7 protein-coding genes are annotated in these 16,483 nt (G+C 67.8%); 4 read left to right on the forward strand and 3 right to left on the reverse strand.

From position 1 onward, the window contains the following. Positions 1-1,266: 1,266 nt before the first annotated feature. Together ACYX7E_RS04220 and ACYX7E_RS04225 are read left to right on the forward strand one after the other, a co-directional pair. On the forward strand, positions 1,267-3,927 hold the full coding sequence (locus ACYX7E_RS04220) for a TonB-dependent receptor plug domain-containing protein (protein ID WP_462079309.1): 2,661 nt from the start codon (positions 1,267-1,269) through the stop codon (positions 3,925-3,927). Between the two features lie 99 nt (positions 3,928-4,026). After that, positions 4,027-6,612: a M14 family zinc carboxypeptidase gene (locus ACYX7E_RS04225; RefSeq protein WP_462079310.1), complete on the forward strand. Its 2,586-nt coding sequence runs from the start codon at positions 4,027-4,029 to the stop codon at positions 6,610-6,612. 86 nt (positions 6,613-6,698) lie between these two features. On the opposite strand, the gene ACYX7E_RS04230 is transcribed toward ACYX7E_RS04225, so the two are convergent. From ACYX7E_RS04230 to ACYX7E_RS04240, 3 genes are read right to left on the reverse strand one after another with little or no spacing between them, the layout of a single operon-like run. Further along, positions 6,699-7,991, reverse strand: a complete 1,293-nt coding sequence (locus tag ACYX7E_RS04230; RefSeq protein ID WP_462079311.1) for a cytosine permease — start codon at positions 7,989-7,991, stop codon at positions 6,699-6,701. Then, the gene (locus tag ACYX7E_RS04235) at positions 7,991-9,094 is read right to left on the reverse strand and encodes a DUF917 domain-containing protein (protein ID WP_462079312.1); all 1,104 of its coding nucleotides are present in this window, start codon (positions 9,092-9,094) and stop codon (positions 7,991-7,993) included. The genes ACYX7E_RS04230 and ACYX7E_RS04235 overlap by 1 nt, the downstream gene beginning before the upstream one ends. Beyond that, entirely contained in the window at positions 9,084-10,718 is a 1,635-nt protein-coding gene (locus ACYX7E_RS04240) for a hydantoinase/oxoprolinase N-terminal domain-containing protein (RefSeq protein WP_462079313.1), read from the reverse strand. Before ACYX7E_RS04240 ends, ACYX7E_RS04235 begins: the two co-directional genes overlap by 11 nt. A 283-nt stretch (positions 10,719-11,001) precedes the next feature. Between ACYX7E_RS04240 and ACYX7E_RS04245 the strand changes: the two genes are divergently transcribed. Continuing rightward, on the forward strand, positions 11,002-13,722 hold the full coding sequence (locus ACYX7E_RS04245) for a helix-turn-helix transcriptional regulator (RefSeq protein ID WP_462079314.1): 2,721 nt from the start codon (positions 11,002-11,004) through the stop codon (positions 13,720-13,722). Positions 13,723-14,114: 392 nt separating this feature from the next. Further along, positions 14,115-16,298, forward strand: a complete 2,184-nt coding sequence (locus tag ACYX7E_RS04250) for a TonB-dependent siderophore receptor (RefSeq protein ID WP_462079315.1) — start codon at positions 14,115-14,117, stop codon at positions 16,296-16,298. Positions 16,299-16,483: the final 185 nt, after the last annotated feature.

The following is a 16,483-nucleotide window of genomic DNA, read 5'->3' on the forward strand; positions in this document are numbered from 1 at the left end:
AGCCATCCTTGGCTGACTCGCCGCCGCGGGCCATCCATGGCCCGCTCTCCGCAATCCCCGGCCGAGGCGACGCACTGGTGTCGGATGGGCCGAGGTCTTCGAAGGCGAGGACGTGCCAGACCTACCGAGGCCGCATTCCTGAAGCTCGCGGCAGTGGCGGGTTGGGCGGAGGTTGCGCCGAGCACGCCATGGATGGTGTGCGCCCGAGTCAGGGCAGGATGCCCTGACCGAGGGAAGAGCAACCGCAGCCCGACCCGGCGCTGCAAGTCCGGGTTCGACGAATCTGCTTTTGAGTTCTGTTTGCTCGGAGTTGAGGGCAATGGCTTGGGTTCGTCGGCTTCGGAAGCCACATCGCCCCGTCCAGGAATTGCTCCTCGGCTCGGTCAGCCCGTGCCGCTAGTGCGGCCCGGTCCGGCCCGGCGAAGCACGCCGGGCGTTCGCATGGGCTGCGCGGCAGTGCCGCGCAAGCAGCCCCTGCTCACCCATGGCTGACTCGCCGCCGCGGGCCATCCATGGCCCGCTCTCCGCAATTTCCGGCCGAGGCGACGCACTGGTGTTGGATGGGCCGAGGTCTTCGATGGTGGGTATGCGCCGATAACCTGCCGAAGCTGCAATCCTGACGCTCGCAGTAGTGGCGGGTCGGGCGAAGGCTGCGCCGAGCACGCGATGGATGGCGTGCGCCCGAGTCAGGGCAGGATGCCCTGACCGAGGGAAGAGCAGCTGTAGCCCGACACGCCGCTGCACATCTGACACCTGTGATCCGGCTTTCGCCCTTTTGCTCTTCAAAGCGACGCGAAGCAGACACATTTTCGGCTTCGGAAGCTGCGTCGCCCCCGTCCAGGGCTTGCTGCTCGGCTCGGTCAGCCCGTGCCGCTACGCGGCCCGGTCCGGCCCGGCGCAGCACGCCGGGCGTTCGCAGGGGCTGCGCGGCAGTGCCGCGCAAGCAGCCCCTGCTCACCCATGGCTGACTCGCCGCCGCGGGCCATCCATGGCCCGCTCTCCGCAATCCCCAGCCGAGACGACGCACTGATGTCGGATGGGGCGATGTCTTCGACAGACAGGCGCGCGCGCGACCTGTCGACGCCGCACTCCTGGCGCTGCGATGTCCGCGAGCCCGCGGCCTGCCGTCGTTGATGAGGCTGTCAACCCGTCGCGACGGGAACGAATGTCATCACGACATGACCAAAGAACATTTCTGTGCTGCGGTGCGGGATGGCTCACTACCCCGCCCGCCTCGCCGTGCATCCGATGTCTTTCAATCGTTCCGTGTCACCGATCGCGCTCGCCATCGCGACTGCGCTTGCCCTCCCCGTCACCGCATCCGCCCAGGACACATTGGGGCAGGCCGGCCCAGGCCAGGCCGGCAGTGACGCCTCCGACAGCAAGACCCTGTCGACCGTCGTCGTGACCGGCTCCAATATCCGCCGCGCCGAGGCCGAAGCCTCCAATCCGGTCCAGGTGATCTCGCGCGAAGAACTGGCCACCACCGCCAAGGCCACCGTCGGCGACTACCTGCGCTCGCTGTCGGCCAACACCGGCAACGCCAGCAACGAAACCCAGAACAGCGGCTGGTCGTCCGGCGCCGCCGGCATCGGCCTGCGTGGCCTGTCGCAGAAGAACACGCTGGTGCTGCTCAATGGCCGGCGCCTGGCCAACTACGGCTTCCCGAATGGCGGCCTGTCCGACACCTTCGTCAACATCAATGCCCTGCCGCTGGTCGCCGTCGAGCGCATCGAAGTGCTGAAGGACGGTGCATCGGCCATCTATGGCTCCGATGCCATCGCCGGCGTCATCAACATCATCACCCGGCAGAACTTCGAAGGGCTTGAAGTCGGTGGCAGCGCCGGCATCGCCGACCAGGGCGGCCTGCAGACGCAGCGTGCCCGCGTCGTCGGCGGCTTCGGCGACCTCGACACCGATCGCTACAACGTGTTCTTCAGCCTCGAAGGCTACAACCGCGAACGCCTGGACCAGGACGAACGCGACCTGACCCGCTCGGGCATCTACACCGGCCAGCCGAACGGACAGTGGAACGGCTGGAGCGCACGTGGCGCGCGCTTCCTCATCAACGGTGCCTCGGTGCCGGTGCTTGATGGCAACGGCAACTGCCCCGATGGCATGACCCTGACCGCCAGCGCGCCGATCGACGGACTGGCCGGCAACACCTGCGCCATCAACCTGGCGCCGTACACCACGTTGATCCCCGGCACCGAGCGCTACCAGGCGTTCGCGCGCGGCACGTTCCGGCTGACCGACAACGTCGAGGCCTTCGCCGAGGCGCTGTACAGCCGCATGCGTGGCGAGTCGATCTTCGGCAGCAGTCCGTACTTCACGCTGGAGTCGGGCCGCTTCGCCCTGAACGCCGACACCGGCCTGGCCGAAGGCGTGCCGTCGATCCTGCCGGCTGCCAACCCCTACAACCCCTATGGCCGCGATGTCGAACTGCAATACACGTTCTTCGACCTCGGCCAGTCCCTGAAGACCAACCGCTCCGATGCCTGGCGCGTCCTGACCGGCCTGCGCGGCAGCGGTGAGCGCTGGGATTGGGAGTTCGCCGGCTTCGCGGCGCGCAGCAAGGAACGCGAGCTCGTCGCCGGTGGTTTTGCCAATCGCTTCGGCCTGTTCGCGGCGCTGCAGAATGGCACCTACAACCTGCACGATCCGTCGTCGACGCCGCAGGCGGTCATCGACTCGATCGCGCTGTCGACGCTGCGCCCGGCCGACTCCAAGCTGCAGGGCCTGGACTTCAAGCTCAGCGGCGAGATCGCGCAGTTCCGTGGCCGTTCGGTCGGCTTCGCGACCGGCGTCGAATGGCGCAGCGAATCGCTGGTGTCGCTGAACCCCTGGCAGATCGATGCCGGCCTGCAGATCCGCCCGGCGATCGCCGAAGTCAACGGCTCGCGCGAAGTCGCGGCGACCTATGCCGAGCTGAGCCTGCCGTTGACCGACACCCTCGAGTTCAATGCCGCCGGCCGCTTCGATCACTACAGCGACTTCGGCAGCGCGTTCTCGCCGAAGGCCGGCCTGCGCTGGCAGCTCAGCGAGAAGCTGCTGCTGCGCGCCTCTGCCGGTCGCGGTTTCCGCGCCCCGTCGCTGTCGGAGAACTCGTCCAGCACCAACATCTCCTACGGTACCGTCGTCGATCCGTTCGATCCGGATCAGCCCGGTTCACGCCAGTCGCCGACCTTCTTCACGATCGGCAACACCGCGCTCGAACCCGAGCGCACCCGCAGCTTCAACCTGGGCGCAGTGCTGTCGCCGTGGCAGGGCGGCAACCTGACACTGGACTGGTACCGCATCGAGCTCGACAACCTGATCGGCACCGCCAACACCACCGACCTGGTCGCCAATGGCGACGCGGCCAATGTGCTGCGTGACGCGCGCGGCAAGCTGCTGGCGGTCTACAACCGTTACCAGAACCTCAGCGAGCTCAAGACCTCGGGCATCGATGCCGAGCTGCGCCAGGCCTGGTCGACCGACAGCGTGGGCGACTTCGTGCTCTCGTCGGCCTGGACTCACGTGCTCGAGTACCGTCGCCCGGTGACCACCGGCGGCGCGCTGGTCGAGTACGCCGGCAGCAACCGTGGACCGTCGCTGCCGCGCAACAAGGGTACGACGCAGCTGGCATGGACCTTCGGCGATTTCGATACCCGCCTGGCATGGCTGCACACCAGCGGCTACGACCAGTTGAGCAGCTCGGCCGTGGTCCGCGCCGCGCAGTCGCGCGTCGATGCCTACGAGCAGTTCGACCTGTACCTGGGCTGGAAGGGCATCGAAGGCCTGACGCTGTATGCCAAGGTCGAGAACCTGCTGGACGAAGCGCCGCCGTACGACGCCTCGTTCCCGGGCGTGCGCGCACCGTACGATTTCAGCCAGTACGATCTGCGCGGGCGCTACTTCCAGGTCGGATTCGACTACCGCTTCTGACCGCGCGCCCGCCCGCGCATCCCGCGATCGCACCATCCTGATCGACCATCGCCGCGTCCGGACCCTCCGGCTCGGCCTGCCGCTTCCCGGGGATTCCTGATGTCGTTGTTGTCCTGCCGTTCGCGCGTGGTGCTGGCCACGCTGTTGCTGTTGTCGTGCTTGCCCGCCTTCGCACAAAGCACCTACTACTTCCCGGATGCCAAGGCCGCGGATTTCGATCCGGCCGTGCCGACGCCCGAGCAGTTCCTCGGCTATCCGATCGGCGAGCACTACACCCGCCACGACCGCCTGGTCGATTACTTCAACGAGCTGGCGCGCATCAGCGACAAGGTGCGCGTGCAGGAGCTGGGCCGCAGCTACGAGCAGCGGCCGCAGATCGGCGTGATCATCACCTCGGCCGCCAACCTCGCGCGCCTGCCGCAGATCGAGGCCGCGCGCGCCACCGTGGTCGATCCATCCGCGCCCGCGCTCGACCCGGCGACGCAACCGGTCACCGTGGGCCTGTTCTACAGCGTGCACGGCAACGAGACCTCCAGCGGCGAAGCGGCGATGTTGACCGCGTACTACCTGGTCGCGCATCGCGGCGAGGAGACCCGGCAGTGGCTGGATCGCGCGGTGATGGTCATCAATCCGGCGCAAAACCCCGACGGCCGCGACCGCGCGGCCAACTGGCACAACGCCTGGTGGAACAATCCGCCGGTGGCCGATCCGCTCGACAAGGAACATGTGGAGCCGTTCCCGATGGGCCGCACCAACCACTACTTCACCGACCTCAACCGCGACTGGCTGGCGATCACCCAGCGCGAGACCCGCGACAAGCTGGCGTTCTTCCATCGCTGGTATCCCAACGTGCAGATCGATTTCCACGAGATGGGCACCAGCAGCACGTATTACTTCGAGCCGTCGCCGACCAGCATGGAAAGCCCCCTGCTGCCGCGTGAATCCTATGCCGCCAACGTGACCCTGGGCCGTTACCACGCCGCCGCGCTGGACCGGCTGGGCTCGCTGTACTTCACCCGCGAGGTCTACGACAACTTCTCGCCGGTCTACGGCTCGACCTACCCAGACTTCCACGGCGGCGTCGGCGTCACCGTCGAGCAGGGCAGTTCGCGCGGCCGCGTGCAGGAGTCCGATGGCGGCGAGGTCACCTTCCCGTTCACGATCCGCAACCAGACCAGCATCGGCCTGGCGACCGTGCGCGGGGCCGTTGGCATGCATGCCGAGCTGTTCGACCTGCAGCGCCTGTTCTATCGCACCGCGCTGGAGCAGGGCCGCAAGCATTCCGCGGCGGGCTTCGTGTTCGGCGATCCCGATAACCGCACACTGACCTGGAAGCTGCTCGACCTGCTGCTGCAGCATCGCATCCAGGTCTCTCCCCTGCAGGAAGCGGTGACGCTGGACGGCAAGCGCTTCGAGCCCGGCAGTGCCTTCGTGGTGCCCTCGGCGCAGCCGCAGTTCCGGTTGGTGCATTCGATCTTCGACCTGACCCCGCCGGTCAATGAGGCCGTCTACGGCAGCACCTCCTACGCGATCGCCGCTGCCTATGGCCTGCGCCATGCGCGCAGCGGCCGCCTGCCGGCACGCGGCGCGGCGCTGTCGCAGTTGCCGGTGCAGCCCGATGGCGGTGTCGCTGGCGATGGCGGCTATGCCTACCTGATCGACTGGCGCGAGCATGGCGCGACCCGCGTGCTGCAGCAGTTGTGGACGCGCGGGATCAAGGTCCGCGCCGCGTTCCAGCCGTTCACCAGCCAGACCACACAGGGCCGCCATGGCTTCGGTCACGGCACGCTGGTGGTGCCGGTGGCGGGACAAACGCTCGATGCCGCCGCCCTGCGCACGGCGATCGACGAGGTCAGCCGCGAGGCCGGCGTGCAGGCCTGGGCGGTCGCCACCGGGCAGGTCATCGAGGGCGTCGATCTCGGCAGCAACAGCGTCAAGCCGCTGCTGGCGCCGAAGATCGCGCTGGTCATGGGCCCGGGCGTGATCCCGACCGAGATCGGCTCGACCTGGTTCGTACTCAGTGAGCACGTGCAACTGGCGCCGACGCGGCTCGACCCGTCGCAGCTGGCCAAGGCCGACCTGTCCAGGTACACCAGCATCGTGCTGTCGGGTGGGCAGTACGGCGACCTGTCGGACGCCACGGTCGAAGCGCTGCGCCGCTATGTGCAGGCCGGCGGGTCGCTGGTGACCCTGGGTACCGCGTCGCGCTGGGCGGTCGAGAAGAAGCTGATCGCCGCCGGCAAGGACGAACCCAAGGCTGCCGACGATGCCAAGGCTGCGCGTGCGGACTTCGGCCGTGCCAGCGAAGTGCGCATGGAACAACGCACCGCCGGCAACATGCTCAGTGCCGATGTCGACATCACCCATCCGCTGGCGTTCGGCGTGCCGACGCGCGCGCTGTGGGTGTTCAAGGAAACCGACGTCACGCTGCCGGTCGCCGCGGATCCGTTCTCGACCGTCGTGCGCATCGACGACACCCCGGTGGTCAATGGCTACCTGTCCGACCAGGTGCGCAACCGCTTCGTCGGCCAGCCCTGGGCCACGGTCAATGCGCTGGGTGCGGGCACCGTCGTCGCGTTCGCCGACGACCCGGCGCACCGCAAGTACTGGCACGGCACCGAGCGTCTGCTGTTGAACGCGTTGCTGTTGTCCAAGCACCTGCGCGCACCCGGCCCGCGCGGCTGAGCCGGGCGGGCGCTACGGTGCCTGTTGATGACGATCTTGCTGCGCGCGCCGCCTGACTGCGCTGGTGACAGCTCGGCAACAGGTTTTCAGGATGCCGTCGGCGCCACGCCGCGCTGCCGCAACGGCAGCCGGCGCACGATCAGGTAGGCGATCGCGGCGATGATCGTGGCATCCAGCGCCGGCACCGTCGTCAACGAGATGCCGCGCATCGAGGCCAGCATCGAGACCGCGACCGAGCCGACCCAGACGCAGATCGCGGGCCAGCGGATCGACGGCAGCTGCTGTATCGACTCGGCCGCGTCCCTGCCATGGAATGCGGTGAAGCCGTCGATGACATAGATGGCCGCGATCGGCGGGATGATCAGGCCCAGGAACAACAGGAACGGGATGAAGGCATCGATGATGCCGAGCAGCGCGAAGCAGGCGCCGATGGCACCGCCGATCAGCGTGAAGATACGCGGGCGCACCGACGGGAAGGTCGCCGACAGCGACAAGCTGGCCGAGTACAGGTTGGCGGCGTTGATCGTCCATGTCGACAGCACCAGCATCGCCAGCGCCGGCACGCCGAAGCCGAAGCCGACGATCAGCGCCATGATGTCGGTCTGCCCGGTCGCCAGCGCCGGCAGTGCCGCGGCGATCATCAGCAGCGGCGCCGCGATCGGAAACGACAGCGCCATCGCCAGCACCGCGCCCTTCGACGTGCGGATGTAACGCGACAGGTCCGGCATCGCCGCGACCGTCAGGATATTGCCGCCGACCAGCGCCGACAGCGCGATGCCGAAGCTCATCGGGATCGGCGGCGTCGCGCTGGGTTCGAGCACGATGCCGTGGCGGCGCACCGCGGCGATGCAGACTGCGATCAGGATCGCGCCCAGCAACGGCACCGCGACCAGCGCCAGACGATCGAGCGTGCGGAAACCGAAGATCGTCGATACCGTCATCAGCACGCTGCCCAGCGCGACGAACCAGCCGAAGCTGCCTTCGATGCCGTACAGCTGGCCGGTCGCGGCGACCATCGCATTGCCGAAGAACGACACATTGACGCCGAACCAGCCGTAATGCACCGCCGCGATGACCAGGTTGACCAGCGCGGCGCCGTGGCGGCCGAACGAGCGTTGCACCAGCAGGTAGGTGGTCAGCCGCGTGCGGACGCTGATGACCGAGGTCAGGCAGCCACCGATGCACAGCACCAGGCCGGCCAGCAGCGCCGCGAGCACGGCTTCGCGGAAGCCCAGCGCCAAGCCGGTCTGGGCGCCGTTGAGGAACGAGGGCAGGGCGATCGAGAAACTGGCCACTATGAGCGCGACCCGCCAGCCGGGCACCGACAGGTGCGACGGCAACGGGGCATTTGCATACTGGTCGGTTCCCGCGTTCGCCATTACCTCGCTCCCCAGCCGTTGAGTGTCTCGATCGGAACATAGGCTTCCGGCAGGCCGAACGCCGACGGCCCCACGAACGCCAGCGCGCGCTGCTCGCGCAGCATGTCCGGTGCCGACGCACCGACCACCTTGACGCGTTGTCCGTACTTCAGGCGTTCGGTGGTGATGCTGTCGGCCGTCTCGCGGTCCATGACCGTGATCAGGTCCGGCACCATCGCGCGCACGTGGTTGCCGATGCGCGCGACGAGATTTTCGTTCTGGAACTCCAGCACCATCGTCGCATCGCCGGAAAAGCTCTCGATCCGTACCACGCCGACGGTGAAGCCGTTGCGGGTCTCGCGCTCGAGATCGACTATCTTGCCATCGAACAGCACGCCGGCATGCAGGTACAGGCCGGAGCGCCGCAATGTATCGAACATCGCCTCGAACGGATCCTCGCCGGCGCTGCGCGCCTTGCGGATCGCCGCGCCGATGCTGATCGCCGTCGACACACTGCCACAGATCGCGTGGTCGCGGGCCTGCTGGCCGGTCAGCGGATACTCGACCATGTGCGCGATGCCGCCCATCGCCACCGAGACGCCGCGCGCGATGCGCTCGTGCGCCAGGTTGTCGCTGTGCTCCAGCACCACCAGCGAGCCACAGGCCGAGGTCAGCACCGAGGGGCAGGCCGAGACGCCGCGGATGTTGAGGATCGCCATCTGCGATTCCGGGAACGCGCGCCCCATGCCGTCGGCGTCGACGACCGGGATGCCCATCTGCGCGGCCGCGATCAGCGGCGCCAGCCCGTTGCCGCCACCGATCTCGATCGGCATCACTGCGTCGACCTTGTGTCCGAGGATCTGTTCGAGCTTGCGCAGGCCGGCGGTGGCTTCGTTGCCGTTGGGCAGTTTTTCCATCGACACCGTGGGCGCGCCGATCCAGCCGCAGGGTGCGACGATCGCATCGGCGGCCAGGCTGTCGAGCGCGACGATCTCGATCTGCCGGCCCTGGGCCAGTTCGGCCTCGCCCAGCAAACGGCCGTAGTACGGATCGCCGCCGCCGCCGGAGCCCAGGAACGCGGCGCCGCGGGCGAGGTCGTCGATGGCTTCGCGATCAATGTGCATGGGCGTGCTGGCTCGGATGCGGTGTCGGCGCGCGGGCGCCCTGTGCGGATTCGCCGGCGAGATCGCCGATGGCCTTGATGCGCAGCTGCGCGGAGCGGCCGGGCAGGTAGCTCAGGAAGACTTCCTCGATCTCGACCACGCGCACGCTGTGCTCGTCGCCGCCGGCCGCGATGACGCGGAGATAGGCCTCGCTGCGCAGCTGGTTGATCGCGATCGGGCGCGCGACGCTGTCGTAGTCGACGATCTGTTCGATCTGCGCGCCGACCTGGGCGATCGCGGCGCCGACGGCGTTGGCGACCGCGGCATGCTGCGGATGGATGACCTGCGAGGCGCCCTTGAGCGTATCGGGAATCAGGAAGCCGCCGCCGCCGACCGCAAGGATCGTGGCGTCGTCGCGCGAGGTCTTCATACGGTCGATGCCGTCTTCGAGCATCTGCCGCAGGCGCGCCGAGACCGCCGCAAGCACGCCGGGCGACAGCGCGGGCAATTGCGCCGGATCGCCGAAGCGGACCACGCCGGCGGCGATCGCGATATCGCTGGCGGTCAGCGTCTGCCCGCCGAACACGCGCGCCTCGCGGGACAGCCGGTAGCCGACCGAGTCCGGGCCGATGCGCAAGGCGTCGGCGTGCAGGGTGTCGTCGCCATAACGCGCGGCATCGAGGTGGATGCGGGTGCCGCCGCCGAGCCCGATCGACAGGATGTCGGGCATCCGCGAATTGGTGCGCACGCCGCCGATGTCGACCGCGATCGACGACTCGCGCGGGAAGCCGTTGCCGAGCACGCCGATATCGGTCGTGGTGCCACCGACATCCATGACGATGGCGTCGCTGAGGCCGGTCAGGAACGCCGCGCCGCGCATGCTGTTGGTCGGGCCCGAGCCAATCGTCATCATCGGATACGCGGCCGCCTGCGCATGCGAGATCAGGGTGCCGTCGTTCTGGCTGATGTACAGCGGCGCGGTGATGCCGATGGAGCGGATCGCGGTATCGAACGACGCGATCGTATGCGCGGCCAGTCGCGACAGCGCCGCGTTGAGGATCGATGCGTTCTCGCGTTCGACCAGGCCGAGGCGGCCGATCTGGCTGGACAGCGTGATCCGGGCGGCCGGGTGCTCCGCGCGCACGATCGCGTTGGCATGCTCTTCCATCGCCGCATTCATCGGCGCGAACGCGCTGCTGATCGTGACAGCCTCGATGCCGGCATGGCGCAAGGCGCGGGCGGCATCGCGGACCCGGGCGTCGTCCAGCGGCGCGATCTCGCGGCCGTCGACCTCATAGCCGCCGGGCAGCAGGAACACCGCATCGCCGATGCAGGCCGACAGCGCCGAGGGCCAGCCGGTCATCGGCGGCAGCGACTCCCCGGAGGGGCTGGCCAGCCGCAGGATGCCGACGCGATCGAGTTCGCGGCGTTCGACCAGGGCGTTGGCGAAATGCGTGGTGCCGATCATTACCGAGGTGACGCCGCCGGGGCCGATGCCGGCCTGGTCGAGCACGGCGGCGATCGCCGCGACCACGCCGGCGCTGACATCGGTGGTGGTGGACTGCTTGGTCCAGGCCAGCAGGGTGCTGCCCTCCATCAGCACGGCATCGGTGTTCGTGCCCCCTACATCGACTCCAAGTCGCACCTTCCAACTCCCAGCGTCAGGCCCAATGCCGCGGCTAGGCTAGGGGAGCGCCGTCGCGGGACGCAATCGGAAAAAAGGGTATGTTGGCGCGGGTAAACGGGTAATCGAACGGCCACGGGCGGCCACGCACCGCCGCCGGGACGGCGCGATCTGGACCCGCCCCGGCATCTTCGCTATCGTCGAACGCCTGGATTGGTCACGGGACACCGTTCGCGGTGCAACGGCCGCGGCACAACGGCACGGACGGTCGATCAACGCACAGCGCAGCACGGGGCCGACAACGGTGGATGAGCTGATTCGCACGAAATTCGCGCCACCGGTCTGGATGGGCGACCAGATTCGGCGCGACGTGCTGCTGGCCCGGCTCGACGGCGCGCTCGACAAGCGGCTGACCCTGATCCACGCCCCCGCCGGCTACGGCAAGACCAGCCTGCTGTCGCAATGGCGCAAGCGCCACCACGATGGCGACGTGCTGATCGCCTGGCTGACGCTGGAGCGCGACGACACTGACCTCAAGCGATTGACGCGCTACGTCGCCCAGGCGGTCAGCGCGGCCGCGCCGGGCGACGATCCCGAGGGCGACGACATCGCAGCATCGGCAAGCCTGCCGCCGCGCGCGGCGTTGTCGGTCATCGTCAACAGGATCGCGACCATCGCGTGCCCGGTCGTGCTGATCTTCGACGACTTCCATCGCGCCGAAGGCCCGGAGCTGGTCGAGTTCGTCGGCGCGCTGATCCGGCTGGCCCCGGAGAACTGCCACCTGCTGATCGCATCGCGCGACTACCCTTCGGTGGGGCAGTCGGTGCTGCTGGCCGAAGGCCAGCTGCTGGAACTGTCGGCCGAGGACCTGCGCTTCTCGATCGGCGAGACCGAGGCGCTGCTGGCACGCAACGAACATGCCGGTATCGAGGACGCCGACGTCGGCCGCATCTTCGAGCGCACCGAAGGCTGGCCGATCGCCCTGCAGTTGATCGCGCTGTCGCTGCGGGGCGGTGCCGACCATGGCCGGCTGATCCGCAGCTTCAACGGTTCCAGCGCCGAGCTTGCGCGCTACCTGTCCGAGCAGGTGCTGATGGGCCTGCCCGACGAGATCAAGGAAGTCGTCGTCCGCACCGCGCTGGTGGACCGGCTGACCGGCGATGTCGTCAACATGCTGTGCGGCCGCAAGGATGGCTGGCTGGTGCTGGAACACCTGGAACAGCAGGGCATGTTCCTGACCGCGATCTCCGACGACCGCAGCGAGTTCCGTTACCACCAGTTGTTCGCCGAATACCTGCGCGAGCGGCTGGCCAAGCGCGATCGCGAGCATTACCACGCGCTGCAGCAGCGGGTGGCGCGCTGGTTCGCCGACAACGGCGACGTCGCCGATGCCGTCAACCACGCGATCCTCGCCGACGACCACGCGCTGCTAGCCGCGATCATCGACGATGCCGGCGCCTGGAAGCTGATCCCCAAGGGCATGAAGGGCGTCGTCGCGCGTGCGCTGGCGCAGTTGCCGGAGCCGCTGGTGCGCGCCCGTCCGAGATTGGTGCTGGCCCGGATCTACCTGTCGATCAAGGATGGCGAGATGGGCGCGGCGCGCACCGAGCACGACTGGCTGGTCGCCAATGCCGACCGCATCGGCGTGTCCGCCGATCTGTGGAACGAGATCCATATCGTCGGCGACGTGCTGATCGAATACGAGAACGTGCCGGTCACGCTGGATGACCTGCTGGCGCGCGAGGCGCTGCTACGCACCCTGCCGGCCAACGACCACCTGATGCTGGGCAACTACTGCGAGTCGATCGGCTCCAAGTACTACGAAGGCGGCTGGCTGGAACGCGCACTGGAGCCGACGCTGGCGGCGCGCGAGCATCACCAGGCGCTGGGCTCGCTGTACAGCGACCTGTTCACGCGCTTCCTGGAGGCGCGCATCCGACGCGCCCAGGGCCGGCTCAAGGATTCGGCCGCCATCCTCGACGCCGCCGGTCGCCAGATCCTGGCCAACTTCGGCGAGCGCTCGGACCTCGCGGCCAACTGCGCCGCGTTCCAGGCCGAACTGCTGTACGAACAGAACGACCTGGCCGGCGCCTCGGCGCTGCTGGACTGGTCGTTGCCGCATATGGAGCAGTCCGATGGCTGGGTCGATGTCTACGCCGCCGCCTACCTGACCGCGGCGCGGATCGCCTTCGAACAGGGCGGCATGGACGAGGCCGGCCCGATGCTGGCGCGTGCCCGGCGACTGGCGCAACGTCGTCGCCTGCGCCAGCTCGAACTGCTGGCCCTGCTGTGCGAGCTGCAGTTGCGCATCCGCTGCGACGGCGCCACCCAGGGCACGTTGCGCTACGCCGCGTCGATCGGCCTGGACGCCCTCGCCGACGAGATGACCCAGGAGTCGGCGGTCTACCGCCATGTCGCCGTGGCCGCATCGCTGTGCCGGGTACGCATCGCGCTGCTGCAGGGCGCGCATGCGCAGGGGCTGGACGAGCTCGCGATCCTGCGCAACTGGGCCAATCGCCATGGCGCCGGCCGCCTGCTGATGGATGTCGACATCCTGGTCGCGTATGCGTGGACCGGTGCGGGCGAGCGTGTGCGGGGGGCGCAGCATTTCGATGGCGCCGTCGGCATGGCGATGTTCCAGGATGCCTATCGCCCCTTCATCGACGCCTGCCGCTTCGCCGCGCCGATGCTCGAACGCAGTCTCGATGGTGAGCGCGATGTCGATCGCTTCCGCAGCCAGTTCCTGAAGGTGCTGTCCAGATCGCTGTCGGGCCGCCTGTCCGAGGCCGAGGACGAGGCCCTGCTCAGCGGCGCCGAGGAAATCGTGCTGGCGCACCTGAGCCGCGGCTACTCGAACAAGGAAATCGCGCGCCTGATCGGCATGTCGCCTGACACCGTGAAGTACCGGCTCAAATCGCTGTTCCGCAAGATCGGCGTCAGCAAACGCCGCGATGCCGTGCGCGTGGCCAGCGAGCGCGGCATGATCCAGGCCCCCGAGCAGGCGTTGGAGCGCTCGCTGGACTAGGGTCCTGCCCTCCATGGCCGCGGAGCCTGCGTGGGACCCCGATCCGAAGGGTCGCTCGCATGCGCGCGCGCTGCCGCGTCATCGTCCGGTCGTGGACCGAGGTCCCCTCCCTCGCGCGCGCTTGCCGCGAACACGCATGCGGCATGCCCGCCAACCGTCCGCCGATGCCCGTTGCATGCCCGCCGATGCTGCGACCGCAGCATGCCCGGCGATGCCGACGCGCAGCGGGACAGGCAACGTCGCAGGTAAGCCGTCGGACCCGAATGGCATCGAAAAGGCTTACCCGTCGTCGTGCGCAGGTTTACCCGAATGGCGCTTGATGCATGCGCCGGCCATGTGGTTCCTTGCTTGCAGGCAATGAGCGCCGTTGCACCGGGCGCAGGCGATTGCCGATGAAATCCACCAGAGGTAAAACCAACAAGGGGATGCGCGTGGCCAGTTCAAGAACACTGATCCAGCACGGAGCGCGGACGTCGAAGGGATGCGCGAGGCTGGTGTTGCGGACGGCGATCCTGCCCGTCTGTTGTGCGATGGCCCTGCCGGGCATCGCGTTCGGCCAGCAGCCATTGAAGGTCGAGGATCTCGATACCGTCGTGGTGACCGCTGATCGGGCCCAGACCGGTACCAAGACCGATACCAAGCTGACCGAGATCCCGCAATCGATCAGCGTGGTGACCTCGGAACAGATCCGCGACCGCACGGCGACCAACTTTCAGGAAATCTTCCGCTACAGCGCAGGCGTGGCCACCGAGCTCGAAGGCGTGGATACACGCGTCGACCGCATTTCCGCGCGTGGCTTTCCCGCGGCCCAGTACCTCGACGGCCTGAACCGGATGCCGTCGGGCATCTACGGCGCACGCATGGAAGTCTTCACCCTCGAACGCGCCGAAGTGCTGCGTGGACCTTCGTCAGTGCTGTACGGCGCCGGCGGGGTCGGCGGCCTGATGAACGCGGTCAGCAAGACGCCTTCGCAGCAGTTCGGTGGGGAAGTCGGGCTGGTGTTCGGCAGCAACGCACGCAAGGAGCTGCAGGTCGATGTCAACGGCGGCCTGACCGAGACGATCGCCGGACGCATCGTCGCGATGCGGCGCGATGGCGAACTGCAATGGGACGACCAGGCCGACGACCGCCTGACCCTGATGCCGGCGGTGACGTGGAGCCCGTCGGAAGACACCCGCATCACCGTGATCGGCCTGTACCAGAAGGACGAGCTGGGCACGCAGAGCTTCCTGCCGCAGTCGCGCACGATGTACTCCACGACCGGACAGGCGCGCCTGCCGTTGGATTTCTTTGTCGGCGACAAGGATTTCAACCGCATGAACAGCGACTACAAGGCGCTGACGCTGATGATCGACCATGCCTTCAACGACACGGTGTCGTTCGGCAGCCGCACGCGCGGCTACGACCATAGCGTGGACTACGCCGAGCTGTGGGGCGCGGTGGCCCAGCCCTGGCAGGGCACCGACGGCAACCTGCTGCCGCGCGAGTTCTACATCCTGGACGACAAGTACGAGGGCCTGGGCTCGGACAACAACCTGACCTTCCGCTTTTCGACCGGTCCGTTCCAGCACCAGTTGCTGGCCGGCATCGACTACACGCTGTTCGAGCAGGAGCGCCGCGAGGGCTTCTCGTGCGCGGGGTACGAGGGCATGTTCAACTGTTTTGCCGGGGGCAGCCCGCCGCCGCTGGACATCAACAACCCCAACTACCACGAGGACTTCGACTACGGTTTCACCAACGCCTACACCACGCGCAGCACGCAGCTCGGCGTCTACGTACAGGACCAGATCAAGTACCGCGACAGGTTGTCGGTAGTGCTCGGTGCCCGCCGCGACCGTTCCACGTCCGAGGCCAGCGGCGCCAAGGAACCCGACAACTATGCGACCACCTACCGGGTGGGCGTCATCGGCGAGATCGGCGCCGGCGTCTCGCCGTACGTCAGCTATTCCGAATCCTTCCAGCCGGTCTTCGGCGGCGATTACTTCGGCAATCCGTTCAAGCCGCGCGAGGGCCGCCAGTACGAGGCCGGCGTCAAGTGGCAGGTCGCGCCGGCATCGCTGTTGAGCGTCTCGGTGTTCGACATCGTCGAGTCCAACTACGTCGTGCAGGATCCGGATTTCCTGCAGAACTTCATCCAGGTCGGTGAAGTCAGCTCCAAGGGCTATGAGCTGGAGGCCAGCGCGCAGTTCGCCGGGATCGACCTCAGTGCCGCGTACAGCTTCGTCGAGGCCGAGGATGTCGCCGGCAACCGCGTCAGCGCGATACCGGAGAAGACGGCATCGCTGTGGGCGACCAAGGCGCTGTGGGTGGGCGATGCGGTCCGGCTCCGGTTCGGCGGCGGCGCGCGTTACGTCGGCGACAAGCTCGACTCCACGCTGACTCAGACCACGCGCTCGGTGACCGTGGCCGATGCGATGATCGACCTGGAGTACAAGGACTGGCGGTTCGCGCTCAACGTCTCCAACATCTTCGACAAGGAATTCTTCACCTATTGCCTGGCGACCGCACCGACAGAGGGCGCCTGCTATCCGGGCGCGCCGCGCACGGTGCTGGCCAGCGTGCGCTATCGCTTCTGACGCATCCGGTGCCGGGCGCAGGCATCGGCACCTTCTTAGAACCTGTTCACGATCTGTCGCGAGCGCAGTCAGGTGGCACGCGGCGGAGCGCAGAAAGCGCAGTGTACGTGGAGGTACATGAGCAACCGAGCACCGCACGCGTGCCAGATGGCAAGCGCAGCAGGATCGCGAACAGGTTATTCGGC

It is taken from the genome of Luteimonas sp. RIT-PG2_3 (assembly GCF_054902115.1).